Here is a 26429-nt window from a genome sequence, read left to right on the forward strand (position 1 = left end):
GTGGTCGGTCAATCGTTCAGTCAGTTTGAAGCCGTCGCGATGCACGCACCGCGACGGCGGTCGGGTCGTCAGCGCGTGAAACGCAGCGCCGGCGCGAACGGCGCGCCGGTGTCGCTTTCGCCGCGCCGGAACACCCAGCGTTCGGCCGGCACGCCGGCGACGGCGGCCGCCGCATTCGGCGCGCGCACCGCGACGAAGCTCGCGTCGCAGCCGACCGCGATGCCGTAGTGCGCGAGGCCGAGCGCGCGCGCGCCGGCGTGCGTCGCCATGTCGAGCGCGATGCCGAGCGCTTCGTCGGTATGGAAGCCCGAGCGGTAGCCGACCATCATCGCGCGCTGCAGCATGTCGCCGTTGCCGTACGGCCACCACGCGTCGCGAATGTTGTCGTTGCCGGCGAACACGTGGACGCCCGCGTCGCGCAGCTGCTGAACCGGCGGGAATGCGCAGTCGCCCGGCGCGTTGGTCAGGATCGACACGCCGGCGTCGGCGAGTGCCGCGGCCGCACGCTCGACGTCGCCATGTTCGACCTGGCCGAGCGCATACGCGTGGCTCACGTTCACGCGGCCGCCGAGGCCGGCTGCGCGCGTGCGCGCCGCGATCCGCAGCAGTTGCGCGATGCCGGTCTCGCCCGGTTCGTGCAGGTGGATGTCGATCTTCGCGCCGCGCTTCTCGGCGATGCCGAACACGATGTCGAGCTGGCCGTCCGCGTCGCCGTCGAGCGTCGTCGGGTCGATCCCGCCGACCACGTCCGCGCCTTCGCGCACGGCCGCATCGAGGAGCGCGGCAGTGCCCGGGCACGTCGCCACGCCGGCCTGCGGAAACGCGACCAGTTCGATGTCGACGATTCCGCGCCACTGTTCGCGCGCGGCCATCACGGCGTGCAGGTTCGACATGCCGGTCGTCGCGTCCACGTCGACGTGGCTGCGCATCGCGATCGTGCCGAACGCGGCGGCCTGCGCGATCAGCGCATTCGCGCGCTCGACGATCGGCGGCGCGGCCGCGAGCTGGCGCTTCTCGACCACGAGCCGCTCGCGCAGCGAGTCGACCGATTGGTGCGGCACCCAGCGGTCGCCGACGAAACTCTTGTCGAGATGGATGTGGCCGTCGACGAAGCCGGGCAGCACAACGCGGCCGCCGAGGTCGATCGTTTCGGCGCCGGGTGCGGCAGTGCAATCGGTGCCGATCGCGACGAAGCGGCCGTCATGGACGACGAGGTTGACGGGCCGGCCGCCGGCATCGACGGCGTTGGTGAAGAAGCGATCGGTCATGAGTCGGAATGAGTGGGGCGGCCGCTGCGCGACGCCGACGCGGACAGGGGAAGGCACCGCAGCCGGCACGGCGCGACCGTTGGCAGGGATGTGCGGTCACGATATCGGACGGGGCGGCCAGTGGCCAATTAAATGTCGCGATGCCGCGCATTCGATTTCGCGATATGCGGGCGAGCTGCCCGTCGGGCGTGGCGCGAAGATGGGGTGTGATCACCGGGCGGGCGCCCGCGGGTGCCGATCGTCGCACAATCGGCGCCCTCACGCGGCTGCCGGACGGCGAACCGCATCGTCGAATCTCGGCCGCGCCGCACCGCGATTTGCGCGGCAACAGACTTTACACGTTGTTACCCGGCCGCACCGGACGCGCATCCGCCCTTTCCTTATACTCACGCCGAGTTCGCCACCCGTCCCGGAATTCGTCGGCGAACACGTTGCCGATGCAGGAAACATCATGATGCGCATGCCTTCCACGAAGACCGTTCTGTTCGCCACGCTCGTCGCCGTGGCGGCGCTTCCGCTGACCGCCTGTGTCGCGCCGGGCTACTACGGCGCGCAACCGGGCTATCCGCAGCAACAGTACGCGACGCCCGGCTACGCGCAACCCGCGTATTCGCAACCGGGTTACGTGCAGCCGCAGCAGCCGGCCTATCCGAACCAGGCGCCGCAGTACGACCAGTACGGCAACCCGCAGCCTTACGGCGGCCAGTACGGCAACGGCTACGGCACGCAATACGGCACCGTCGCGAACATCCAGCCAGTCAACGGCTCAGTCGGCACGTCGGGCGTCGCCGGCACCGTCGTCGGTGCGCTGGTCGGCGGCCTGGTGGGCAACCAGTTCGGCCGCGGCCACGGCCGCGATGCGGCCACCGTGATCGGCGCGCTCGGCGGCGCCGTCGCCGGCAACCAGATCGGCCAGCAGATGGGCGCGGCCCAACCGCCGAGCAGCTACCGGATCGACGTGCGGGTGAGCGACGGCTCGACGCGCTCGTTCGACGTGCAGTCGCCGGGCGACCTGCGCCCGGGCGATCGCGTGCAGATCAACGGCAATCAGCTGTCGCGGTATTGAGGCGGATCGCATGCGCCTGAGCTGATCGGGCGCATCACACGTATCGCGGACACCTCACGTCGCGGAGGCGGTATCGAGGCGGATCGCATGCGCCTGAGCTGATCGGGCGCATCACATATATCGCGGCCCCCTCACGTCGCGGACGTATTTCGCGTGTCCGGCGGCGCTTCGTCGCAATGGCCGGCACGCGCTTCACTTCATCCCTCTTCCACGAGTCGGCGCGGCATGCCTGTCGCGCACGGCACTGCGTCGTCACGTTCCTCACGTCGCGCGCCACATGCACGCGTTCGCGTCCAACGCAACGGCAGGTGCGTTCGCATCCGGCTCGTTTCCACGCGCATGCGTTCGGCGCCCCGAGCACGATTGCCTGCGGACTTCGCGAACGCGCAGCGATGCTCCACGCGTCATCCCGACCATCACTCGCGCCTCGGTAGCGCGCTTCACGCCTGTCGATGCGGCGTGCCGATCGCACCGGCAAATGCGTGTGTTTTCGATTAGCATCGGTCGATGCCTTGCCGCGCACGGCGCCGCAGATTCCGACCTTCCGGCACACCAACGACAACACCGACCGATGATCACGATCCGCCTGCTCGACGCCGCCGACGCGGCGCAATTCCAGTCCGTCCGCCTGCGCGCGGTCGACTCGTCGCCGACTTCGTTCCTGCCGACCCGCGACGAGGAAGCCGGCGTCCCGGTCGACGAATTCGCGACGCGCATCACGCCCACCCACGAGCGCGCCGTGTTCGGCGCATTCGACGATGCATCGCTCGTCGGCATCACGGGCGTGCGCCGCGACGCGCGCGCCAAGGTCGCGCACAAGGCGACGATCTGGGGCGTGTTCGTCGACCCCGCGTATCGTGGCCGCGGCATTGCGCAATCGCTGCTCGACGGCGCGACCGCGCATGCGGCGCATGCGTGGAAGTGCAGGCAACTGATCCTGTGCGTGAACGAGATCAACGGCACCGCGGAACGCTTGTATGTGTCTCAAGGGTTCGTCCGGTTCGGCACGGAACCGCGTTCGCTGTTCGTCGACGGCCGCTTCTACGATGAACATCACATGGTCAAGACGCTGGCATGACGCGTCGCGTTCGCGCGCATCGGCCGGCCGCACGCGAACGCCCCTCCACCCCGTTGCGCCACCGCTTGCCGGTGCTCGTCGCGTTGCTGCCTGCCTGGCGATCGTCACGTTCGTCAGCGTCATCGCGCTCACGTTGAATGCATGGATCGCCCCCGGCGATGTGACCATCGGCATGCCCGATACACCGGCGTGCCGAAGTCGTAGTTGCCGATCGTCACGCGGGAAATCGGCTGCACGGCGGGCAGCGGCGGCGTGCCGTTGTAGTCGAACGCAACCGGCCCCTGCACGACGATCGCCTGGAAACACGACGCAGTCACGCCGCTCAACGTCACGTCCGAGATCGCCACGTTCCGCGCGACCGGCGGCCGCGTGTGTACCGCATCGTTCGCGGGCTGATCGTCGCGGTCGAACGCGCCCCATTCATATGTCGTCGTACCATATTGTGCAGCCTAGACGCGATCGAGGCTGGGGATGAATTGGTTGTTTACTCCGTTTATATTGGTTTAATGCCGTAAATGTGAGTACACACTCACTTCCAATTTCGCGCCCCTAGAGATAGGTTGTCGTATGTTTATGCGCAAAAACTTCGACTGAAAAACCCCGCCCGATACGTCCGACGGGGCCACGGCCTTACTCGCCGACTGCGGAAACCCGCTCCACCGCCGGCTCGCGACCAGCCGACGCGGCCGGTTCGAACACCAGCACGACACTGGCCGGATTACGGCCGACAGTCGGCTGCCCGGTTGCGTGCACGTCCTGCACGTGCGCGCTGATCTTCACGTCATGCGTTTCGTCGTAGCCGTCGAAACCGTCGTGTCCGCGCTTCGCCAGCCTGACCGGCCGGCCGGCGCCAGGCACCGTGCCCCGGTCGCCCGCGTTGTCCGTCAGACCGACCTTCACATCGGCCAGGCCGTCAACGCCGCTCGGCGATCCGGACGGCCGCAACAGTACGACGTTGATATCGGGATTCGTCGCGCGCACGCGAATCGGCAACGTTGCGCCGACGGTCTGCTGCGCGCCGCCCGTCGCGTTCAGTTCGACCACATCGCCCAACGCCGAGTTGTCCGGCCTCGAAACGAACAGACTGTCGCCGATGTTCGCGGTCAGCGTGATCTTCTTGACGACCGCCTGCGGCGATGTCGGCCCGGCGTACGTCAGGCCGGCCAATGCGCAGCAAGCGGCGAGCGCGGCGAGTTGATGGTGGATCTTCATTGTGAGGTCCCGCTTTCAGGATGGTTGAAACCCGGTTGCCGAAATAGCCGGCCCGTTTCGAGCGCCCGATCACCATCGCATGAAAAATCGGCATTCCGTTATCCCGAAATTGGCCTGCAATGCGAGGTGGAATTCGCTTCGCTCAGCCGTATGCGTGTGCGATCGAAGCACCCGCCAGCCATTGCGATCGTGCGTCGGATACGCTGCACAGCCAGCAACGATGGCATCCGGCAGATCGCATGCGCCACGGCTTATCACCACGATAGGTCGCGAAACCTCATACCAGAATCCATGAAAACCTTCATGTTTCTGCCGGGTTTCGATTTACCTGTGCAATCTCGAAATCAAACAGGAATTCGCCGCGAACATGCCGTACTCACTTGCGCATCGGTGTCGGTAATTCTGCGTCTGTTCAGCCCCCGCCCGCCGCGCTATCGTTGCTCCACCTTCACAGCCCAGGAGTTGCCTTTGCCTTCCCGCCACGGAGTCGACCTCATCCGCGCCCGCGCGCTGTTCGATCGCGAGCGCCGTGCATTCACCGAAGCCATGCCGATCTCCCGCGCGTTGTCCGCGGAAGCGTCCGAGCATTTGCTGTTCGGCGTGCCGCTGCACTGGATGCAGGACTGGTCGACCCCGTTCTCGCTGGTCGTGAAGGAGGCGCGCGGCGCGACCTTCACCGACGTCGACGGTCATCGTTACGCGGACTTCTGTCTCGGCGACACGGGCGCGATGTTCGGCCATGCACCCGAGCCGGTCGCACGCGCGCTCGCCGAACAGGCGACGCGCGGCTACACGACGATGCTGCCGAGCGAGGACGCCGCCTGGGTGTCGCGCGAACTCGCGCGCCGCTTCAGGCTGCCGGTCTGGCAGTTCGCGCTGAGCGCGAGCGACGCGAATCGCTTCGTGCTGCGCTGGGCGCGCGCGGCCACCGGCCGCAACACGATCGTCGTGTTCAACGGCTGCTATCACGGCACGGTCGACGACGTGTTCGTCGATCTCGTCGACGGCCGCCCGGTGCAGCGCGACAGCCTGCTCGGGCAGTCCTACGACCTGCTCGCGAACACGCGCGTGGTCGAGTTCAACGATCTGGCCGCGCTCGAGGCGGCGCTGAAGGATGGCGACGTCGCATGCGTGCTCGCCGAGCCGGCGATGACGAACATCGGGATGGTGCTGCCCGAGCCGGGCTTCTGGGAGGCGGCGCGCGAACTCACGCGCCGCTACGGCACGCTGCTCGTGATCGACGAAACCCACACGATCAGCAGCGGCCCGGGTGGCTACGCGGCCGCACACGGTCTCGAACCGGACGCGCTGGTGGTCGGCAAGCCGATCGCGGGCGGCGTGCCGTGCGCGGTGTACGGATTCAGCGCCGAATTCGCGGAACGCGCGAAACAGGCGAAGCTGAGCGCACCGCCCGGCCATTCCGGGATCGGCACGACGCTCACCGCGAACATGCTCGCGATGCATGCGATGCGCGCGACGCTCGCCGACGTCGCGACCGATGCCGCGTATGCGCATATGTTCGAACTGGCCACGCGGCTAGCGACCGGGCTCGAACAGGCGATCGCGAAGCATCGGCTGCCGTGGTGCGTGACGCGCATCGGCGCACGCACCGAGTTCCAGTTCACGCCGGTGCCGCCACGCAACGGCACGATCGCCGGCGAGCAGCTCGACAGCGAACTCGAGCACATCGTGCATCTGTATCTGCTGAACCGCGGGGTGCTGATCACGCCGTTCCACAACATGATGCTCGTGTGTCCGCAGACGACGGCCGACGATGTCGACACGCTCGTCGCGCAGTTCGACGCGTGCCTGGGTGAACTGGTGTGATGTGGGACACGCGGTGTGTCCGGCCCGCCTGCATCGGGCCGACCGGACACATGCCCGACGCTACTTCGGCAGATCCGTCGAATCGACCTGCGCGCCGGGCACGCCCACGGAGCACGCACTCACTTCCCGCTCCACACGCAGCGCCGCACACGTATCGACGCGCCTACTTCGGCAGATCCGTCGGATCGAGCTGCGTGCCGGGCACGCCCGCGGTGCGCGCACTCACTTCGAGTTCGTCGCGCAGCGCCGCAAGCGTATCGCCGGCGCCGCCGCCCTGCCCCGACGCCGCACCGCCATCGAGCGCCGGCAGGATGTAGCCGTTCACCATCCGCCGGAACAGCTTCACGTTCTCCGCGTCGCGCAGGCCGCCGCCCACCGGCAGCACGCCCGTCATCACGATCACCGTATTGCGCTTCGGCAACACCGTGATGAATTGCCCCTTGAAGCCCATCGCGTCGAATTCCGGCTCGCTGTCGACGATGTTGTTGATCCACCAGTAGTAGCCGAAGTGCGGCGACACGCGCGGCGCCGTCATCTGCGCGATCCACGCCCGCGGCACCACCTGCCGCCCCTGCCAGTGCCCGCCGTCGAGCACGAGCATGCCGATCTTCGCCATGTCGACGGCGCGCAGCCGCAGCCCCCAGCCGGCCGACACGAGCCCGGTGCGATCCGCGCGCTCCCATGCCGCGCGCTTCATGTCGAGCGGGCCGAACAGGTGCGTGCGCGCATAGCGCTCGACGGGCTCGCCGGCCGCCGCGCTCAACATCGCCGACGCGAGGATCGGGTTCACGTCGGTGTACTCGAACGCGGTGCCCGGCGCGACCTTCGGCGCGGCCGACGCGGCGAGCTTCAGCCGGTCCGGCGCGGTGTAGTAGATCGGATCGTCCTTCGGGCTGAAGTCGTAATGCAGGCCGCTCGACATCGACAGCACGTGCTTCAATTCGATGCCGCGCTTGTCCGCGAGCGCGCCGCCGAGCTCGGGGCGCCACGCGGCAAGCCGCGCGGCCACCGGCTCGTCGAGCTGCACGGCGCCCTGCTCGACCAGGATGCCCGCGACGAGCGACGTCACGGCCTTCGTCACCGAGTACAGCTCGTAGGTCGAGTCGCGCGACGCGTTCGCGCCGTAGCGCTCGAAGATCAGCTTGCCGTCCTTCACGACGAGCAGGCTGTACACGTCGAGCTTCTGCTCGCGGATCCAGCGCGACAGCGCGACGAGCCTGCGCGAATCGACGCCGACGTCTTCGGGTGCGGCCGCCGCGATGCCGGTTTCATGCAGCGGCAACGCGTCGGCCGCGTGCGCCACGGACAGCATCGGTGCCGATGCCGAGGCCAGCGCCCCGCCGCCGATCAGCAACGCGGCAACCCGTGCGAGCAGCCGGCGCATGAACGGCGCAGCGGGCCGCCGTGCATCGGAACGCCACACGGACGAATGGTCACTGAAATTTGCAATCCTCATCAAATCTCCGGTGCATCGTTGAACGCGGTGGCGGTACCGGGCACCCCCTTCGTCTGCCGGCTGCGCTCGAGTTCGTCGCGCAGCGCCTGCGTGGCTGCCGCGCTTTCGACCGGCGGCCGCGCGGGCGTGAGCGCCGGCAGGATGTAGTCGCCGACCATCCGCCGATAGAGGTTCAGGTAGGTCGCGTCGCGCAACCCGCCGTCGGTCGGCAGCAGGCTCGTCATCACGACGACCGCGCGCTGCGCGGGCAGCACCGTGATGAACTGCCCCTTGAAGCCCATCGCGCCGAATTCCGGCGTGCCGCGCTCGACGACATGGCCGATCCAGCAGTAGTAGCCGTAGTCGGCCGCGGCCGGCGATGGCCTCGTCATCTGCCGGACCCAGCCGGCCGGCACGACCTGCTTGCCGTTCCAGCGGCCATTGTCGAGCAGCAGCATGCCGATCTTCGCCATGTCGACGGCGCGCAGCCGCAGGCCCCAGCCACCCGCCACCGCGCCGGTGCCGTCGGCGCCGCTCCAGCGGTAGTGCGCGAAGCCGAGCGGCTCGAACAGCCGCTCGCGCGCGAAGTCGTCCTCGCGCTCGCCCGCGGCGATCGACACGGCCGTACCGACCAGCACCGGGTTCACGTCGATGTAGTCGAAATGCGTGCCGGGCGGCTGCGCGGCACGGCTCGTCACGGCAACCTGCAGCCGGTCGGGCGCGTCGTAGTACAGCGGATCGGTGCCTTCGCGCGTCGTGTAGCGCAACCCGCTCGACATCGACATCAGGTGCCGCAGCTCGATATCCTGCTTGTCCGCGAGTTCGCCCGCGAGATCGGGCCGCGCGGCCGCGATCAGCGGCGCGACCTTCGTCGACGGGCCGAGCTTGCCCTCGCCGTCGAGAATGCCGGCGAGCAGCGCGGTGATCGTCTTCGTCACCGAATACAGCTCGTAGTTGTTGTCGCGCGTGAGGCCGTCGCCGTAGCGCTCGAACACGATCTTGCCGTCCTTCACGACGACCAGGCTGCGCACGTCCATCCGGTCGCGGCGCAGCCATTCGGACAGCCGCACGAGCGGCGCCGAATCGACGCCGGCCGCTTCGGGCACGACGCTCGGCGGGTCCTGCGGCGCGCCGCCGGCAGCCAGCGCCGGGCCGCCGCCGCATGACCCGGCGACGATCGCCGCGGCCGCGAGGCCGCGCATTGCGAGGGAAACGCTCATCGTAGCTCCTGTTGAAACGGCGCCCGCCGCGTCGCGCGGGCGCTCACATCGCAATCGCATCGCGCGACATCAGTCGAGGCACGGCTTGCCGGCCGGCAGGAACTGCCCGCGCCCCGGCTCCGCCGCGAGCAGCCGGCCGTCCTCGACGAGCAGCTCGCCGCGCGACAGGCAATGACGCGGCCAGCCCGTCACCTCGATCCCTTCATAAGGCGTGTAGTCGACCGCATGATGCAGCGACGCATTCGCGATCCGCACGCGCTTGTCCGGATCCCACACGACGATATCCGCGTCGGCGCCGACCGCGATCGTCCCCTTGCGCGGATACAGCCCGTACAGCTTCGCGGGGCGCAGCGACGTCAGCTCGACGAACTGGTGCAGCGACAGGCGCCCGTTGCGCACGCCGTCGAACAGCAGCGGCAGGCGCGTCTCCAGCCCCGGAATGCCGTTCGGGATATGGTCGAACGAGACGGCCTGCCCGCCCGGATGCTTGCCGCACGGATCGTCGTAGTTGAACGGCGCGTGATCGGACGAGAATACCGAGAACACGCCCTGCTTCAGCGCCTTCCACACCGCCTGCTGGTTCGCCGGATCGCGCGGCGGCGGGCTGCATACGCATTTCGCGCCTTCGTAGCCGTCGTGACCGTGATGACCGAGATCGGCGGCCGTCAGATACAGGTACTGCGGGCAGGTTTCGGCGAGAATTGGCAGCCCGCGCGACTGCCCCCAGCGAATCTGCTCGATCGCCTCGGCGCCCGATACATGCACGATCAGGATCGGCACGTCGACGAGTTCCGCGAACGCGATCGCGCGATGCGTCGCCTCGCGCTCGACCACGGCCGGCCGCGCGTGCGCATGAAAATGCGGCGCGACGTGGCCGTCGCCGAGCAGCCGCTCGGTCAGCCAGCCGATGCAGTCCGAATTCTCCGCATGCACCATCACGAGCGCGCCGTGCTCGCGCGCGACCGACAGCACGTCGAGCATCTGCCGGTCGTTCAGCTTCAGGTCGTCGTAGGTCATGTACACCTTGAACGACGTGTAGCCGTTCGCGATCAGCCGCGGCAGCTCGTCGGCCAGCACGTGCGGCGTCGGATCGGCGACGATCAGGTGAAAACCGTAGTCGATCAGCGCGCGCCCTTCCGCGCGCCGGTGATAGTCGTCGACGGCCGCCTGCAGCGACTGCCCCTTCGCCTGCGCGGCGAACGGCACGACGGTGGTCGTGCCGCCGCACAGCGCGGAGCGCGTGCCGGACAGGAAATCGTCGGCCATCTTCAGCCCGTCGGGCATCGGCTGGTCGAGGTGGCAGTGCGCATCGACGCCGCCCGGCATCACGAGCATGCCGCTCGCATCGAGCTCGCGCGGCGCGCGCGGCAGCCCGTGGCCGAGCATGGCCACGCGCCCCGCGCGGATGCCGATGTCGCACGAGAACCGGTCCGCCGCCGTCACGACGTCCGCGTGACGGATCACGAAATCGAGATCGTTCGACATGACGCGCGCCTCAGATCACGTCGCTGAAGAGACGCCCCCAGCCCTTCACCTGCCGCGTGTCGTAGTCGGCGAGCTGCAGCGACTTCCACACGACGGTCGAGATCGTGTCGTAGATCGGAATGCCCGTCTCTTCCTCAAGCGCCGGCACCAGGTGCGCGGCGTTCAGGTTCGTGCAGAAGATCGAGATCGCGCGCGGGCCGGCCTTCGCCACTTCGCGCACCATCCCGCCGATCTGGTCGCCCGTCACTTCGGAGAACGAGAAATTGACCTTCAGGTTCAGATGGCGCTCGGCGATGCAGTTCAGCCCCGAGCGGCGATAGTTGTCGACGATCTTCGTCTGCACGTCGTCGAGATACGGCGTGACGAGGCCGAACTCGTGCGCGTTCGTCTTCTTCAGGATCTCGTTGAGCGCGAGCACCGAGGTCGTGGCGGGGATCCCGGTCGCTTCGGTGATGCGCTGGCACAGCCGCTCGTCGGCCTCGAAGCCGAGCCAGCCGGACGACGTGCCGTTCCATGCGATCACGTCGACCTTCGCGTCCGCGAGCAGCATCGCGGCCTGGATGATCTTGTCGTCGTCGAACTGGCCGAGCGCCTGGCCCGTCAGCGAGATTTCGGTGACGGGAAAGCGCGCGAAGTGCGCGGACACGCCCGGCAGGCCGGCGACCATCGCGCTCGTCAGCGGTTCGAGCGACGTGTTGGACGAAGGGGTGAGCATGCCGAGCAGGGTACGTTTCTTCATGATGGGTTTTCTCTCTACCAATGAATGCAGTCGATGCAGTGAAAGGGGTCGGTCAGACGGGGAGCTTGTTTTCGTAGTCGATCGCGCTGGAGCACACGAACAGGCCGACGCCGGCCGCCGCGAACACCATCAGCGCAAGGAAGTAGGAACCGGTGAACTGCACGATCGCGCCGACGAGGATCGGCACGGTGATGCCGCCGATGTTGCCGCCGAGGTTCATGAGGCCGCCGAGGAAGCCGATCTTGTTGCGTGTGCCGAGCGACGACGGGATGCACCAGTACAGCCCGCACCAGCGCAGGAAGAACAGCGTCGTCGACAGCAGCGCGACGCACACGACCGGGCTCTTCACGTAGGCGACGGAAAAGATCGACACGGTCGCGATCACCGCGGCGATGCCGAACAGCGTGCGCATCACGACGTTCGGACGCCCGCCCGCGGCTTTCCACTTGTCGGCGATCCAGCCGCCGAGCAGCTCGCCGACGAAGCCGCAGAAAAAGATGATGAAGGTCGACCCGCCCATCTGCTTGATGTCGAAGCCGTGCACCTTGTGCAGGTAGTTCGGCATCCACGTGAGCAGCCCGTAGAACACGCTGTTGAAGCACATCCAGCCGAAGAACATGCACCACACCGAGCGGTATTTGAAGAAGTCGCGCGAGCGCCCCGATGCACCGGCCGGCTCGGCCGCGAGGTCGCTCGCGTGCGACGCCTCGATGTAGTCGGCCTCGAGATCGTTGACGCCCGGATGCTCGCGCGGCGTGTTGCGGATGTAGTACCACGCGAGGAAACCGGCCAGCACGGTGCCGACGCCGGCCACCGCGAACGCGAGCCGCCACGAGCCGAGCAGCGCGATCAGGCCGGCGATCAGCACCGCGCCCAAGGCCGCGCCGAGCGGCGCGCCGCCGTCGAGCAGCGTGGCGCCGCGGCCGCGCTCGGTCTGCGTCATCCAGATCGCGTTGAGCTTGCCGCCGGCCGGATAGATCGGCGCTTCGGATGCGCCGAGGCCGAGGCGCGTGAGCAGCAGCGACGGCGCGTTCGTGCACAGCGCGGCGATCGCCTGGAAGAAGCCCCAGAACACGGTCGCCGTCGCGATCACGATGCGCGGCTTGAACCGGTCGGCCAGCATCCCGCCCGGGATCTGCATCACCGCATAGGTCCAGAAGAACGAGCTGAGGATCAGGCCCTCCATCGCCGGCCCGATCTTGAACTCCTGCGAGATGTAAGGCATGGCGACGGACAGCGACGCGCGATCGACGTAGTTGATCGCGATGAGGCTCAGCATGACGACGAATATCTTCCAGCGGACGGCGGACTTGCCGACCGTCAGGGCGGCGACACCGGAGGTTGAAGACATGGACGGACTCCAGGGATGAACGAGGATGGTCAGGACGTCGCGCAACGTTGAGCCGAGTATAGGATTAGAAATTTATAATTACCGTTAGCGTAAACGCTTGGTTTCATTGAATTTGTTTTATCACTATCGTGGTGCAGGGTAAGCCCCGATATCGTGATAAGCTTGCGCCATCATGAGCCAGACACCCCGCAATCCCCTGCTTCTGCGCACGCGCGGCATGGCCGCGGAGATCGCCGCGCGCCTGCGCGTGATGATCGACGAGGGCGAACTGCCGCCCGGCGCGCGGATCGACGAAAAGGAACTGAGCCTCGCGTTCGACGTGTCGAAGACGCCGCTGCGCGAAGCGCTGAAGGTGCTCGTCGCGGAAGGCGCCGTCACGCATCGCCAGTACATCGGCTATCGCGTCGCGTCGATCGACATCGACGATCTCGTGTCGACGTTCGAGCTGCTGCACGGGCTCGAGGCAATGGCGGGCGAATTGCTGCGCAAGCGGATCGGCACGTCGACGCTCGCCTCGCTGCAGGCGAAGCACCGGCGGATGGTCGAGTGTCACGAGGCCGGCAAGCGGGTCGAGTATTTCCGGCTGAACCAGCAGATTCATCAGATGATCATCGACGCGGCCGGCAACCCGGTGCTGTCGGGCATTTATGCGTCGCTGATGTCGAAGGTGCACCGCGCGCGCGGCGCCGCGAACGCGGACACGCTGCGCTGGGCCGAATCGCTGCACGAGCACGAAGCGATCATGGCTGCGCTCGCCGATCCCGACCACGCACGGCTGCCGCAGGTGCTGCGCAGCCATTCGGAGAACACCGCGCGCGAAGTGCTGGCGATCCTCGATCGCACCGGCACGGCCGACGTGTCGGCCAAGCGGGCGGCCGAAGCGTAACGGCCTGCCGGCGAACCGAACGCGTAGCGGGGCCCTGCGAACAGACCGCCGACGGCCTGCTACGCCGCCTTCAACGCCCGTCGCGCCACCTCCGCGAAATACCGCGCGCCGACCGGCAGAATCTCGTCGTTGAAATCGTACGCCGCGTTGTGCAGCGGCACCCCGCCGCGCTCGGCCGCTTCGCCGTTGCCGATGAACACGAAGTTGCCCGGCACCGCCTGCAGGAACGCGCCGAAGTCCTCCGAGATCATCATCGGCTGCACGTCGGCGTTCACCGCGTCGGCGCCCGCGACGTGCGCCGCGGCCTCGACGGCCGTGTCGACCCATTCCGGGGAATTCACCGTCGGCGCGAACTCGTGCGTGTATTCGAACGTGCAGGTCGCACCGTGCGCGCGGCAGATCCCTTCGCTGATCTCGCGCATCCGCGTTTCGAGCAGCGTTTGCACGTCGCGCGCATAGCTGCGCGTGTCGCCCTTGATCGTCACCGTCGACGGCAGCACGTTGCGCAGCCCGTCGGTGATGAACTCGGTGCACGAGATCACCGCCTGCAGGCCCGGATCGAGATTGCGCGACACGATCGTCTGCAGCGCGAGCACGATCTGCGAGCCGATCACGATCGGATCGATGCCCATGTGCGGGCGCGCCGCATGCGTGCCGCGCCCGTCGATCCGGATCACGAAGTTGTCCTCGCTCGCCATGATGCCGCCCGCGCGCGTCGCGAACGTGCCGGCGCGCATGCCCGGCATGTTGTGCGCGCCGAAGATCGCGTCGACCGGGAAGCGCTCGAACAGCCCGTCGGCCATCATCGCCTTCGCGCCGCGGCCATGTTCCTCGGCCGGCTGGAAGATGAAGCGCACGGTGCCGTCGAAGTCCTTGCGCTCGGCCAGCAGTTGCGCGGCGCCGAGCACCATCGACATGTGGCCGTCGTGCCCGCACGCGTGCATCTTGCCCGGCGTGCGCGACGCATGTTCGCGGCCCGGCGCGTGCTCGGCGATGTTCAGCGCGTCCATGTCCGCGCGGATGCCGATCGCGCGCGTGCCGGTGCCGGCCGTCAGGTTCGCGACCAGCCCCGTGCCGCCGATCCCGCGCTGCACGTCGAGCCCGAGCGTCGTCAGGATCCGCGCGACGTAGTCCGACGTGTTCACTTCCTCGAAACCCGTCTCCGGGTGCTGGTGCAGATGCCGGCGCCAGGTTTTCAGCCGGCCCTGCAGCGTGCTTCCTGCCGTTGCGTCCAGTGCGTCCATCGTGCTTGCCTCGTCGGTCGTCAGGTCGTTCGGGGCGCTCAGGCTTCCGCGGCCGCGCGGGTCCGCGTCAGCCAGTCGCGCTGGCGCGCCAGCACCGCGTCGGCCGTCTCGCCGACACACCGCCGGTAGACGCTCGGCGCGGTCGCGCCTTCCGTGTTGATCGCCAGCACACGCGCGTTCGCATCGAGCCCCGCCTGCCGCGCCAGCGCCGGATCGCGCATCAGCACGGTCAGCCCCGCGATGCCCGCCGCGCCCGACTCGCCGGACACGAACGGCACGTCGCGTTCGCTGCCGGCGGCCAGCGCGCGCATCGCCTGCACCGCGTCGTCGTCGTCGATCAGCATGAAGTGATCGATGCCCGGCTCGAGAAAGTCCCATGCGAGCGGCGACGCCTCGCCGCACGCGAGCCCCGCCATCACCGAGTCGACGCTGCCGGTCGCCTTCGTCGCGCGCCCGGCGAGCGCGCTCTGGTACAGGCAATCGGCCTGGCGCGGCTCGACGACGATGAAATGCGGCCGCCGTGCGCCGGCATGCTCCCACAGATAGCTCGCGACACCGGCCGCAAGGCCGCCGACGCCGCCCTGCAGGAACACGTGCGTGAACGGCCGGTTATCGCCGCTGCCATCGCCGTCGCCGAGGTTGCCCTCTCCCGCCGCCTGCGCGAGCGCCTCGGCCGCGATCACGCCGTAGCCCTGCATCACGTCGCGCGGAATCGCCTCGTAGCCGTCGTACGACGTATCGGACACCACGTGCCAGCCGTTCGCGTCCGCGAGCTGCGCGGCGTGCACGACCGATTCGTCGTAGTTGCCGGCGATCCGCACGATCCGTGCGCCATGCGCGGCGATCGCATGCTCGCGCTCCGCGTCGACGTGCGCGTGCAGCACGATCACGCAGCGGCAGCCGATCGCGCGCGCGGCGGCGGCCAGCGCGCGGCCGTGATTGCCGTCGGTTGCGCTGATCACCGTCAGGTCGGCCAGCGACGCCGCGTAGCGGCCCGTGACGAGCCCCTGCGGATCGAGCGCCTCGTTGCGCCGCAACCGCTTCACGAGCCGCATCAGCGCGATCGGCGCGCCGAGCGCCTTGAAGCTGCCGAGCGGCGAACGGCACGCTTCGTCCTTCACGCTGACGCTCGCGACGCCGAGCCGCGCGGCCAGATCGGGCAGCGCGCGCAACGGCGTGCGAGCCGCGCCGACGAGCGGCCAGTGCGCGAGCCACGCGCCGCTCTCGTCGGCCGCGGCGATGTTCATGATGCGGCGCAGCGTGTCGGGATAGTCGGTGCGCGACGCGCGGGGATTGGCGATCAGCATGGCTGGAAGGGCTCCGGAAATGGGCCGCGCGGGCGGCCCGGCGGTGAATGCGGTGCGGGCGCATACGGGTTGCGCACGCCGTCGGTCCGAAAAATAATATTGCGCATCCCGGTCAATAAAATCGCCAAATCGGCGCTCCGGACGCAAAAATTTCTCATTCTTTCGAGGCTGCCGCACCATCATGCCCACTCCACTCGATGCGTTCGATCGCAAGCTGCTGATGGAAGTCCAGCGCGACGCGAACACGCCGCAGACCGAACTCGGCGCCCGCGTGAACCTGTCGACCGCCGCCGTGAACCGCCGCCTGCGGCGGCTCGCGGAAGACGGCGTGATCGTGCGCTACACGGCGGTCGTCGCGCCGGAGAAGGTCGATCATCCGCTGACGATCGTCGTGAACGTCGAGGTCGAGCGCGAGCAGATCGACCAGCTCGACGCGATGAAGCGGACCTTCGAGCGCTGCCCGCAGATCCAGCAGTGCTACTACGTGACCGGGGAATGGGATTTCGTGCTGATCCTCGCCGTGCGCAACATGGATCAGTACAACGCGCTCACGCGCGAGCTGTTCTTCGCGAACAACAACGTGAAGCGCTTCAAGACGCTCGTGAGCATGAGCCGCGTGAAGGTCGGGCTCGAGGTGCCGATGGATCCCGGCGAGTGACGCTCGAACGTCAGCGCCTGTCGGCAGCCAATGAACCGAAAAACGTCGCGACCTTCGCCTTGCTCGTCGTCTGCAATCGCGACATCAGCCCGTGATCGACCTGCCGCAACCCGTAAGTCTCGCCGATGTCGCGCTGCATCCGGCACCACAGATGGCTCGCGATCTCCGCGTCGACCATCGCGCGGTGGGCACGGCCCGTCTGCGGCAAGCGCAGCATGGTCGCGAGGTTCGACAGCCGGTGACTTTGCGCGTGCGGGTAGAGGCGCCGCGCGACGAGCATCGTGCATGCGAACGCATGCTCGGCCGCCATCCCGAGCATCGCGAGTTCGGCCTGCCAGAACCGCTTGTCGAAGCCGGCGTTGTGCGCGACGACGGGATGGCTGCCGACGAACGCGGCGGCTTCCTTCATGACCTTCGCCACCGGCGGCGCCGACGCGATCATGTCGTTCGTGATCCCCGTGAGCGCGACGACGTCGGACGGAATGCGGCGGCCGGCGTTCATGAGGCTCTGGTAGCGGTCGACGATCTGGCCGTCGCGCAGCAGGATCACGGCGATCTCGGTCGCCCTGTCGCCCATGTTCGGAGAAAGCCCGGTTGTTTCGAAGTCGAGTACCGCTACGGTTTGCATGGTCGAATCGGAGGAAGGATAGCTGGCGGCGCACGTCGGCCGGGACGTGTCTCGCCGACGCGAAAGCGCCACAGTGTATCCCCGGATGCCGCGTCGGGCGGCAAACTCGATCGTCATGCGCGGCGCACCGCCGTTTCCATCCGGACGGACCGGCACGCTCGCGCCATCCGCCGCCGAACGGCGGCGAATGTACCGAAGCTTCCGCGCGTCGGTACATCCCCCTTCCCTACATCATCGACAACTGAAGCTCGCCGCCGAATTCACGTCGCCCGAGCCGTTGTAGCGCGCGACCTGCGGATACGGGCACAACGGCCGCGTGCGTCCCGCGCCCCACGACGTCGGCACGTCCGCGTTCGGCACCGCGTTCGTCGTGTCGCGCGCCGTGGCGACGATCGCCGCGGGCGCCTGCCCCTGCTCGACCCACGCGACGAGCGGCGTCAGCATGTCGAACTGGTCGGCCGCTGGCCCGCCCGAGCAGTGGTTCATGCCCGGCACCGGATAGAAGCGCGCGAAGCCCGACGCGTCGCCGCCGTTCGCCTGCGCGAGCCGCCCGTACCAGTCGCTCGTGTCGTTGAACGAGAACACCGGGTCACCGGTGCCGTGATAGACGAGCAGCTTCGCGCCGCGCGATTTCAGCGCGGACAGGTTGGTCTCGTCAGGCGGCGTCATGAACGACCACGACGATTGCGTGTACACGCCGTTCGTCGCGAAGATCGCCGGCGCGTCGTTGTCCATGTCGAAGCCGAGCGCGAAGCCGGTGAGATTCGCGAGCGTCGCGGCGGTTTTCGGCGGCGTCATGAACGTGAATGCCATCGCGGCCGGGTCGAGCGTGACCGAATTCGACTGCTTCCACGCGGCCCAGCCGCCGCTGGCCATGCCCGGATCGTACGGAAAGCTCGCATAGAGCGCCGTGCCCGCGCTGTTGCGCGCGCCCGCGAACACGTTCTCGAGCGCGCTCTTCTGCGCGGTCGTGAGGCACGCGCCGGTGCGCGTGCCGTTCGCGCAGGTCGGGATGTCCGTCTCGACGCTGAAATGCGCCTGGCACGCGGCGACGTCCTGCACCATCCCGTCGGCCACGCCATCGAGCGCATCGCACTTGTCGAGAATCTTCGCGCCGACGAACCGGCGCTCCGCATCGGTGAAGCCGCTGCGGATGTCGGGCAGCCCGTTCGAGCCCGTCGCCGATGCGATCTTCGCGAACTGCTGCGCGCCGTACATCTCGCCGATCGCCGCCTTCGGCAGATGGAAGCCCGGATCGCCCGCGATGATCCCGTCGTAGTCGCCCGCGTTGCGCACGGCCGTGACCATCGCGTGCCGGCCGCCGTTCGAGCAGCCACCGAAATAGCTGCGGTCGGGCGTCTTCCCGTATGCGAGCCGGATCACCTGCTTCGCCATCGGCGTGAGCGCGTCGACCGCGCCGTAGCCGTAATCGATGCGCGCCTGCGGATCGAGGCCGAACAGCGGGTTCTGCGCGGCGCTGTGCCCGGAATCCGAGCTGATCACCGCAAAGCCCTGGTTCAGCGCGTCGGTCAGCGGGCCGCCGCCGCCGATTTCGCCGGTCGCGGTCACGACGTTGCCGTCGAGCCCGCCGTTCGCCTGGTAGAAGAAGCGGCCGTTCCACGCTTTCGGCAAGCGCATCTCGAAGCCGATCGCATAGGTCTTGCCGTCCACCGCGCTCACGCGCTCGTTCATCTTCCCGTCGATCACGCAGTGCTCGGCGATCGGCTTGCCGGCCACCGTCAGCGCGCCGGCGGGCGCGGTCGTCACCGACGTGAACGACGTGTTCGCATACGCGAGCTTCGCGGCGAGCGCGTCGCACGTCTGCGCCATCGCGGCCGGCGTCGCGGCGCTCAGGTGCGTCGGCGTGGCGCTGACCGAATCGTCGCCGCCGCAGCCGGCGAGCATGGCCGCCGCGGACAGCGGCGCAATACAGAGGAATGCAGATTTCCTGTTCAAGATAGCTCCCGTTCGTCTGGCTGCCGGATCAGAACATGTGCCGCACGCCGACCATCGCGCCGAGCTGCCCCATCCCTGCGCCGGGCGTCGTGCCGGGCCCGCCGCCGCTGACCGCGTAGCGTGCATGCGCGCTGTTCCACAGATACGACGACTGTGCGTAGACGGCCGTGCGCTTGCTCAGCAGATAGGTCGCGCGCAGCGTGGCCATCGTCGCGCGCGTGTCGTGCGCGCTGTTGACGATCCGGTAGCCTTCGCCGTCGACGACGAAATCGGGCTTCACCGCATACGACGCGCCAAGGAAGAACAGGTCCGAATGCGCGCCCGGCGCGGCCGGCGAACCGGTCGACACGCGCCGCCCGATCCAGCCCGCGCCGATCCGCGCGCCCGCCGCCTGCGCATACGCGCTCACGTGCGTGCGCGCGTCCTTGCCGCCGCTGCTGGTAAAGGCGACCGGCGCGACGCCGTCGAAGAAGTTCGCGGCCGCGCCGGTGCCGCCGCGCTGCTCCTCGTACGACGCCGCCGCACCGAAATACGCGCTGTCGTACTTGAGCATCACCGACCAGTTGCGGCACTGGACGGCATCGCCCGGCACCTGCCCCGCGCAGGTGCCCTGCCCCGGCGAGTTGCCGGTGCCCGCGCCGTCGCGGCCGAACGAATACGCGGCGCCGAGCGTCACGCCGCGATAGGTGCCGACGTAGGTCACCGCGTTGTCGGCGCGGCCGTTAGGCACGTATGCGTCGAACGAGCCGAGCCCGTAGATGTCGGGGCCGATGATGTCCGCGCCCTGCAGCGCGAGATAGGTCATCGTGTACTGGCGGCCGAACGCGAGCGTGCCGAAGCCGCTCTTCAGCCCGACGAACGCCTGCCGCCCGAACAGCCGGCCGCCCTGGCCGAGATCGCCGCCGCGCACGTTGAAGCCGCTTTCGAGCGTGAATACCGCCTGGTAGCCGCCGCCGAGATCCTCGGTGCCGCGCAGGCCCCAGCGCGACGGCAGCTCGCCCGTCACGCCCGGCATGCGCACGACGTGGTCGCCGGCCGCGTTCGCGTGCGACACGAACTCGACTCCCGTATCGATGATCCCGTACAGCGTCACGCTCGACTGCGCGTGCGCGCCGGTCGCGGCGAGCGCGCATGCGCCGGCCGCCAGCAAGGCTTTGGTGTGCTTCATGGTGTTCGTCTCCAGACCTGTGTCGTAATCGCGCTCTACCGGCGCTCGTGGTTGAAATGGGAAGAAATCAGTCGTGCGCCTGCGGGCGCCGGATCAGCACCAGCGCAGCGACGGCGGCGACGAGCGTGACGGGAATGCTCGCGCCGATCACGACCGACGCGCTGCGGCCCATTGCGAGCAGTTCGGCGGCGGCGAGCGGCCCGACCACCGAGCCGAGGCGGCCGACGGCAACGGCGGAGCCGACGCCGGTGCCGCGCATCGCGGTCGGGTAATAGATCGCGGCCAGCGCATACAGCACCGACTGGCCGCCGACGACGAACATCCCGGCCGCGAACGCGGCGGCGGACAGCCACAGGAGTCCAGGTGCGATCGCCAGCGCGGCAAGCGACAGCACGATCCCCGCGTACATGCCACCGACCACGCGCGATGGACGCAAGCGGTCCATCGACATGCCGATGCCGAGCACGCCGAGGCCGCTGCCGATGTTGAAGAAGATCTGCACGATACCGGCCTGGCTGCGAGCGAGCCCCTTCGCGGCCATCAGCGACGGCAGCCAGTTCAGCAGGAAATACAGCACGATCAGCGTGCAGAAGTAGCTGAGCCACAACGCCAGTGTCGTGCCGGTGCGCGAGCCGCCGAACAGCGTCTGTCCGACGCTGGGGCGCGCCGCGCCCGATGCGCTGACGTCGAGGAACGCACGCGATTCGGGCAGCAGTGCGAGCAGCAGCGGCGCGAGCAGCAGCGGGCCGACACCCCCGACATAGAAAATGTGCCGCCATTCGGTGTCGCCCGCGAGCAGCACGCCGATCAGCGACGCGATCACGCCGCCGAACGGAATCCCGCAGTACATCACGGCCACCGCGCTGCTGCGCGAGCGTGCGTCGACCGCTTCCGACGACAATGCAATGAGGTTCGGCATCGCGCCGCCAAGGCCGAGGCCGGTCAGCGCACGAACGGCGACCAGCATCGCGAAGCTCGACACCTGCGCGGTCGCGATCGACAGCAGCCCGAACAGGCAGACCGACGCGATCAGCACGTGCTTGCGGCCAACCCGGTCGGCCAGCCAGCCGCCGAGCATCGCGCCCGGCAGCAGGCCGAACGTGCCCGCGCTGAACGCGAGCCCCATCTGTGAAACCGAGAGCCCGAATTCGTGGGCCATGCGCGGTGCCGCGACGCCGACCGACTGCAGGTCGAGCCCCTCGAGCAATGCGATCGCGAAACACAGGCCGAGCGTCGTCGCGACGGCCGGCCTTGCGGCAACGGAAGTGTCCATGTCGTCTCCTAACCGTGACTCGCGCGGCATACGCGGAACGCATGCGCGGTGTCCTTGCTTTATCGTGATCGGGTCTCGTCAATTTATCAGGTAACCTGATTAAGAACCCGAAAGAAAATCCCGTCGAGGGACGGGATGATTTAATAACAGGTAACCTGATATTTCAAGTGTCGCGAGCGCGGTGTTAACCCGCAACCCGTTCGCAACCCGGGCCACGCTGCGGCGTGGCCCGGCGCGGCCGGCGGAACCGGAACGAAAGACGCGGCGGCGTGCTCAGTCGCGCAGGTTGCGCACGAACAGTTCGAGCGTGCGGTGAACCTGCGCGACGTCGTCGGCGCTCACGTCGTCGCCGAGCATCCGGCGTTCGAGCGGCCGCAGCACCTGCTCGCATTCGCGCAGGATTGCCGAGCCCTCGTCGGTCAGACGCAGCAGGATCACGCGGCCATGGCTGGGATCGGCCTCGCGCGTCACGAAGCCGCGGGCGGCCATCGCAACCATCACTTCGTTCGCGGATTGCGGCGTGATGAACGAGCGCACCGCGAGTTGCGCATTGGACAGCGCGCCGCGCGCCTCGAGCACCGACAGCGCCGTGTACTGCGCGAGCGTCACACCGAGCGGCGCGAGCGCATCGCTCATCTGGCGGCGCAGCAGCCGGTCGAGATTGCCGATCAGGTAGGTAAGCCGCTGCTGCGAACGCATGCGCGGCCTGGCTTCGCTGGCGCGGGCCGTGCGTTTCGTGCCGGCCGGTTTGACGGGTGTCGAGCTCATGAACGTGTCGGAAGGAGGATCGCGGGCCATCTTACCTCACGCGGTCCGTATATCGGCCCGCACGGCGGCTCGTGCCGGCCGCGAGCCGCCCCGGGCCGTCCACGCCCGGCTCGGACGAACCTTATGCCGCGGCAGCCGGCAACGCCGCGCGGCAGCCCGCGTCCACCAGCGCGAGCCGGTGTGCGAATGCCGCGAGCGGATAGTCGAAGAAGTAGGTGCCGACCGCGCGCTTGCCCGCACGGAACGAATCGTCTCCCGGCGCATCGCCGACGATGCGCAGCGTGCGCGCCCACGCGAACGCGAGCAGCAGCCAGCCGACCAGCGCGAGATAGTCGTCCGCGACCCGGTAGGGCAGATCCGGATCGTGCTCGCTCGCGCGGATCACGCCGGCCGTCACGCGCTCGAGCTCCGCGCACAGCGTGGCGACGCGCGCCCCGGCGTCCCTCGCCCGCTCGTCCGCCGCCTGGACGCTCTGCGCGGCTTCCGCGCGAATCAACTCGAGCAGCGCATGCAGCGCCTCGCCGCGATCCCCCAGCACCTTGCGCACCAGCAGATCGATCGCCTGGATCTCGTTGGTCCCTTCGTACAGCATCGACACGCGGCAATCGCGCACCGTCTGTTCGATCCCGTATTCGTGAACGTAGCCGTAGCCGCCGAATACCTGCAGCGCGTTCGACGCGGCCGCGAAGCCGTTCGCGGTGAAGAACGCCTTGGCAATCGGAGTGAGCAACGATGCCAGCCGCGACGCCGCGAGCCGTGCCGGCGGCTGCGGATCGTGCGCGGCGACGTCGAGCCAGTGCGCGATCCAGTAGCCGATCGCGCGCTCGCCTTCGACGATCGCCTGCGCATCGAGCAGGATGCGGCGGATCGCGGCATGTTGCGCGATCGGCGCCGCCCTGCCCTGCACGCGTTCGCGCGCATAGGCCGACGCGGCCTGCCACGCGCTCTGCGCATGCCCGACACCCTGCATGGCGACCTGCAGGCGCGCCGCGTTCATCATCACGAACATCGATGCGAGCCCGCGATGCGGCTCGCCGACGAGCCAGCCCGCGGCCGCGTCGAAACGCATCGTGCAGGTCGGGCTTGCCTTCAGCCCCATCTTCTTCTCGATGCCGTCGCACCAGACGCCGTTGCGCACACGGCCGCCCGGCGCGTCGAGCCACTTCGGCACGACGAACAGCGACAGCCCCTTCGTTCCCGCCGGCGCATCGGGCAGCCGCGCGAGCACGAGGTGCACGATATTGTCGGTCAGGTCGTGCTCGCCGCCGGTGATGAACAGCTTGCTGCCGCTGATTCGGTAGCCGTCGGCGGCCGGGTCCGGCACTGCCTGCGTGCGCAGCAGGCCGAGATCGCTGCCCGCCTGTGGCTCGGTGATGCACATCGTCGTCAGCCACTCGCCGCTCGCGATCTTCGGCAGCACGTCGCGCTTCAGGCGCTCGCCGCCGTGCGCGCGCAGGCACGCCACCGCGCCGTGCGTGAGCCCCGGCGACATCAGCCACGCGTGGTTCGCCCCCGCGAGCATCTCCTGCAGCGCGACGTCGAGCAGATGCGGCAGCCCCTGGCCGCCGCAATCGGCGTCGAGCGCCAGCGTCGGCCAGCCGGCGTCGACGTAGTCGCGGTACGCGTCGCGAAAGCCCGCCGGCATCGTCACTCCGGCACCGTCGAACCGGCAGCCCTCGAGATCGCCGGTCGAATCGAGCGGCGCGATGCGTTCGACCACGAAGCGGGCGGCTTCGTCGAGCACTTGCCCGGCAGTCGACAGGTCGAGCTCCGCCCAGTCGGGCACGCGGCGCCACAGCGCCGGCGCATCGAGCCATTCGCCGATCACGAACAGCATGTCGCGCAATGGCGCGCAATACGCGTTGCTCATCGCGCGCACCTCATGCCCGGCGCGCCGTGCCGGCGACGATCACGCCCGTGTCGGCCGCGCCCGGTTCGTACATCGCGTCGACCACTGCCGCACGGTGCATGAGCACCGCGCGCTGGTTGATCGAGCCCTTGTCGGTGACTTCGCCGAGATCGAGCGAAGGCGGCGTATCGAGCACGCACAGCCGCGTGACGAACGTCGCGCTGCCGGTCGCATCGCGGTTCAGGCGCTCGAGCAGGTCCGCGAAGAACGCCCGCACCGCGGGCGCCTCCAGGACGGTGCGCACGTCGGCATCCGGTGCCACGCCGGCCAGGCGACGGCAATCGTCGACGCGCGGGAAGATCATCACGCCGACGTCGTCGCGGTTCATCCCCGTGACGACCGCGTCCTGCACGTACGGCGCGCCGTTCGATACGATCCGCGCGCGCATGGGCCCGACGCTCACGAAGGTGCCGGACGATAGCTTGAAATCCTCCGCGATGCGCCCGTCGAACATCAAGCCGATCTCCGGCCGCGCGGGATCGACGAAACGCACTGCATCGCCGCTGCGGTAGTAGCCCTCCTCGTCGAATACCTCGCGCGCGTCGTCGCCGCTCGCGCGCCAATAACCGGCCATCACGTTCGGCCCGCGAAAGCGCGCCTCGAGCTTGCCGTCGACCGGCACCAGCTTCGCGTCGCAGCCGGGCGCGGGCAGGCCGATGTAGCCGGCCCCCGACACCGGCCCGGTGGTGAACATGCACGATGGCGCGGCCTCGGTCATCCCGAGGCCCGCCATGATCCGGATGCGCTCGCCGCAGTGCGCGAGCGTCACGCGCTCGAGCCGGTCCCACGCGGCCTGCGACAGTCCGGCGCCCGCGAAGAAATACATCCTCACGCGCGAGAAGAAGGTTTCGCGCAGCGCGGCATCCGTTTCGAGCGCCGCGGTCAGCTCTTCCCAGCCCTTCGGCACGTTGAAATACACGGTGGGCGCGATCTCGCGCAGGTTGCGCAGCGTCTCGCCGAACTTGCCGGCGACCGGCTTGCCGTCGTCGATGTACAGCGTGCCGCCGTTGTACAGCGCGATGCCGACGTTATGGCTGCCGCCGAACGTGTGATTCCACGGCAGCCAGTCGACCAGCACCGGCGGCTCCAGACCGAACTGCGGAAACGTCTCGAGCAGCATCTGCTGGTTGCTGCACAGCATCCGGTGCGTGGTCGGCACCGCCTTGGGCAGCCGTGTCGATCCCGACGTGAACAGGAATTTCGCAATCGTGTCGCCGGTGATCGCATCGTGCGCGGCATCGACGCTGCCCGGTGTCGTGTCGAGCAGCGACGAGAAACGCGTGACGCCGTCCATCCCGTCGGGTGCCGACACGACCACGCGCTCGACATCAGGCGGCACCGACGCGTCGAGCGCGGCACGAAACGCCGCGCCGTCCGACGCGAAGACCAGCCCCGGCGTGAGCAGGGCGAGCGCGTGGCGCAGCTTGCCGTAATCGCTCGACACGAGCGAATACGCGGGCGACAGCGGCGCATGCGGAATGCCGGCCCACATCGCGCCGAACGCGAGCTGCAGATGTTCGAGGTCGTTGCCCGACAGGATCGCGACGGGCCGCTCGGCCGACAGCCCGCGATCGAGCAGCGCCTGGCCGATCGCGCGGGCGCGCTCGAGCATCTGCGCATACGTGATGCCGATCCACGTACCGTCGGGCCCGCGCCGCGCGACCAGCCAGCGGTCCGGATGCGCGCGCGCGCCGCTCGCGAGCCGGTCGGTCAGCCGGTGCGGGTACGCGCCGAGCGGGGTCGTCGCGCGCAAGGTCCAGCAGCCGTCACGTTGCACGATCTCCGGCGGCGCCGTGCCGATCGCCACGGGGCGATAGCCGGCGGGAACGCGCTGTGCGGCAGCCGCGTCGCGCAGTTGGGTCGGATCCGCATCCAAGTTCTGTCTCCGGTCGGTTCCGCCCCGCGCGCGTGCGCGCGCCGGGCGGAGACTTCATTGTGTCGTTGTCTTAAC

General features: G+C 68.6%; 21 protein-coding genes and 1 pseudogene. 5 read left to right on the forward strand and 17 right to left on the reverse strand.

Going from position 1 to position 26429, the window contains the following annotated elements; translation table 11 throughout:
• Positions 1–68: 68 nt before the first annotated feature.
• The gene (locus DIE16_RS07390) at positions 69–1268 is read right to left on the reverse strand and encodes an amidohydrolase family protein (protein ID WP_124520116.1); all 1200 of its coding nucleotides are present in this window, start codon (positions 1266–1268) and stop codon (positions 69–71) included.
• Positions 1269–1719: 451 nt separating this feature from the next.
• Here DIE16_RS07390 and DIE16_RS07400 point away from each other — a divergent pair, with 451 nt between their 5' ends.
• Both DIE16_RS07400 and DIE16_RS07405 read left to right on the forward strand, forming a co-directional pair.
• The gene (locus DIE16_RS07400) at positions 1720–2334 is read left to right on the forward strand and encodes a glycine zipper 2TM domain-containing protein (protein WP_124520120.1); all 615 of its coding nucleotides are present in this window, start codon (positions 1720–1722) and stop codon (positions 2332–2334) included.
• 571 nt (positions 2335–2905) lie between these two features.
• Positions 2906–3412 (forward strand): GNAT family N-acetyltransferase, encoded by a 507-nt coding sequence (locus DIE16_RS07405; RefSeq protein WP_124486024.1) that lies wholly within the window; start codon positions 2906–2908, stop codon positions 3410–3412.
• A gap of 90 nt (positions 3413–3502) precedes the next feature.
• On the opposite strand, the pseudogene DIE16_RS37035 reads toward DIE16_RS07405, so the two are convergent.
• Positions 3503–3861 (reverse strand): annotated as a pseudogene (locus DIE16_RS37035) (endopolygalacturonase); the annotation flags it as partial.
• 181 nt (positions 3862–4042) lie between these two features.
• Positions 4043–4624 (reverse strand): hypothetical protein, encoded by a 582-nt coding sequence (locus DIE16_RS07415; RefSeq protein WP_124520122.1) that lies wholly within the window; start codon positions 4622–4624, stop codon positions 4043–4045.
• A gap of 468 nt (positions 4625–5092) precedes the next feature.
• On the opposite strand from DIE16_RS07415, the gene DIE16_RS07420 reads away from it, so the two are divergent.
• Positions 5093–6451: an aspartate aminotransferase family protein gene (locus tag DIE16_RS07420; RefSeq protein WP_124520124.1), complete on the forward strand. Its 1359-nt coding sequence runs from the start codon at positions 5093–5095 to the stop codon at positions 6449–6451.
• Between the two features lie 163 nt (positions 6452–6614).
• On the opposite strand, the gene DIE16_RS07425 is transcribed toward DIE16_RS07420, so the two are convergent.
• The 5 genes from DIE16_RS07425 to DIE16_RS07445 form a co-directional block, all read right to left on the reverse strand.
• Positions 6615–7907, reverse strand: a complete 1293-nt coding sequence (locus DIE16_RS07425; protein ID WP_185500304.1) for a serine hydrolase — start codon at positions 7905–7907, stop codon at positions 6615–6617.
• Positions 7907–9106, reverse strand: coding sequence for a serine hydrolase (locus DIE16_RS07430; RefSeq protein ID WP_124520126.1), 1200 nt, complete (start codon positions 9104–9106; stop codon positions 7907–7909). Before DIE16_RS07430 ends, DIE16_RS07425 begins: the two co-directional genes overlap by 1 nt.
• Positions 9107–9175: 69 nt before the next feature.
• A complete protein-coding gene (hydA, locus tag DIE16_RS07435; protein ID WP_124486019.1) occupies positions 9176–10591 on the reverse strand; it encodes a dihydropyrimidinase in 1416 nt (471 codons plus the stop codon).
• A gap of 10 nt (positions 10592–10601) precedes the next feature.
• A complete protein-coding gene (locus DIE16_RS07440; RefSeq protein WP_124486018.1) occupies positions 10602–11330 on the reverse strand; it encodes an aspartate/glutamate racemase family protein in 729 nt (242 codons plus the stop codon).
• 52 nt (positions 11331–11382) lie between these two features.
• Positions 11383–12681 (reverse strand): MFS transporter, encoded by a 1299-nt coding sequence (locus DIE16_RS07445; protein ID WP_124486017.1) that lies wholly within the window; start codon positions 12679–12681, stop codon positions 11383–11385.
• A gap of 172 nt (positions 12682–12853) precedes the next feature.
• Between DIE16_RS07445 and DIE16_RS07450 the strand changes: the two genes are divergently transcribed.
• Positions 12854–13567 (forward strand): GntR family transcriptional regulator, encoded by a 714-nt coding sequence (locus DIE16_RS07450; RefSeq protein ID WP_124486016.1) that lies wholly within the window; start codon positions 12854–12856, stop codon positions 13565–13567.
• 59 nt (positions 13568–13626) lie between these two features.
• On the opposite strand, the gene DIE16_RS07455 is transcribed toward DIE16_RS07450, so the two are convergent.
• Both DIE16_RS07455 and DIE16_RS07460 read right to left on the reverse strand, forming a co-directional pair.
• Entirely contained in the window at positions 13627–14811 is a 1185-nt protein-coding gene (locus DIE16_RS07455) for a M20 aminoacylase family protein (protein WP_124520128.1), read from the reverse strand.
• Positions 14812–14849: 38 nt separating this feature from the next.
• Positions 14850–16118: a diaminopropionate ammonia-lyase gene (locus DIE16_RS07460; RefSeq protein ID WP_124520130.1), complete on the reverse strand. Its 1269-nt coding sequence runs from the start codon at positions 16116–16118 to the stop codon at positions 14850–14852.
• A 181-nt stretch (positions 16119–16299) separates the two neighbouring features.
• On the opposite strand from DIE16_RS07460, the gene DIE16_RS07465 reads away from it, so the two are divergent.
• The gene (locus DIE16_RS07465) at positions 16300–16776 is read left to right on the forward strand and encodes an Lrp/AsnC family transcriptional regulator (protein WP_124520132.1); all 477 of its coding nucleotides are present in this window, start codon (positions 16300–16302) and stop codon (positions 16774–16776) included.
• 10 nt (positions 16777–16786) lie between these two features.
• Here DIE16_RS07465 and DIE16_RS07470 read toward each other — a convergent pair whose 3' ends face one another.
• The 7 genes from DIE16_RS07470 to DIE16_RS07500 form a co-directional block, all read right to left on the reverse strand.
• Positions 16787–17404 carry a PolC-type DNA polymerase III gene (locus DIE16_RS07470; protein ID WP_124520134.1) on the reverse strand — a complete coding sequence of 206 codons (618 nt, stop codon included), beginning with the start codon at positions 17402–17404 and terminating at the stop codon, positions 16787–16789.
• A gap of 231 nt (positions 17405–17635) precedes the next feature.
• Positions 17636–19360, reverse strand: a complete 1725-nt coding sequence (locus DIE16_RS07475) for a tannase/feruloyl esterase family alpha/beta hydrolase (protein ID WP_124520136.1) — start codon at positions 19358–19360, stop codon at positions 17636–17638.
• A 28-nt stretch (positions 19361–19388) separates the two neighbouring features.
• The gene (locus DIE16_RS07480; protein WP_124520138.1) at positions 19389–20528 is read right to left on the reverse strand and encodes a porin; all 1140 of its coding nucleotides are present in this window, start codon (positions 20526–20528) and stop codon (positions 19389–19391) included.
• Positions 20529–20595: 67 nt separating this feature from the next.
• Positions 20596–21801, reverse strand: a complete 1206-nt coding sequence (mhpT, locus tag DIE16_RS07485) for a 3-(3-hydroxy-phenyl)propionate transporter MhpT (protein WP_124486009.1) — start codon at positions 21799–21801, stop codon at positions 20596–20598.
• 273 nt (positions 21802–22074) lie between these two features.
• The gene (locus tag DIE16_RS07490) at positions 22075–22569 is read right to left on the reverse strand and encodes a MarR family winged helix-turn-helix transcriptional regulator (protein ID WP_027790251.1); all 495 of its coding nucleotides are present in this window, start codon (positions 22567–22569) and stop codon (positions 22075–22077) included.
• A gap of 121 nt (positions 22570–22690) precedes the next feature.
• Positions 22691–24439 carry an acyl-CoA dehydrogenase gene (locus DIE16_RS07495; protein WP_124520140.1) on the reverse strand — a complete coding sequence of 583 codons (1749 nt, stop codon included), beginning with the start codon at positions 24437–24439 and terminating at the stop codon, positions 22691–22693.
• Between the two features lie 10 nt (positions 24440–24449).
• Positions 24450–26354: a feruloyl-CoA synthase gene (locus tag DIE16_RS07500; RefSeq protein ID WP_124520142.1), complete on the reverse strand. Its 1905-nt coding sequence runs from the start codon at positions 26352–26354 to the stop codon at positions 24450–24452.
• Positions 26355–26429: the final 75 nt, after the last annotated feature.

It is taken from the genome of Burkholderia sp. Bp9090 (assembly GCF_003857985.1).
GTDB lineage: Bacteria > Pseudomonadota > Gammaproteobacteria > Burkholderiales > Burkholderiaceae > Burkholderia.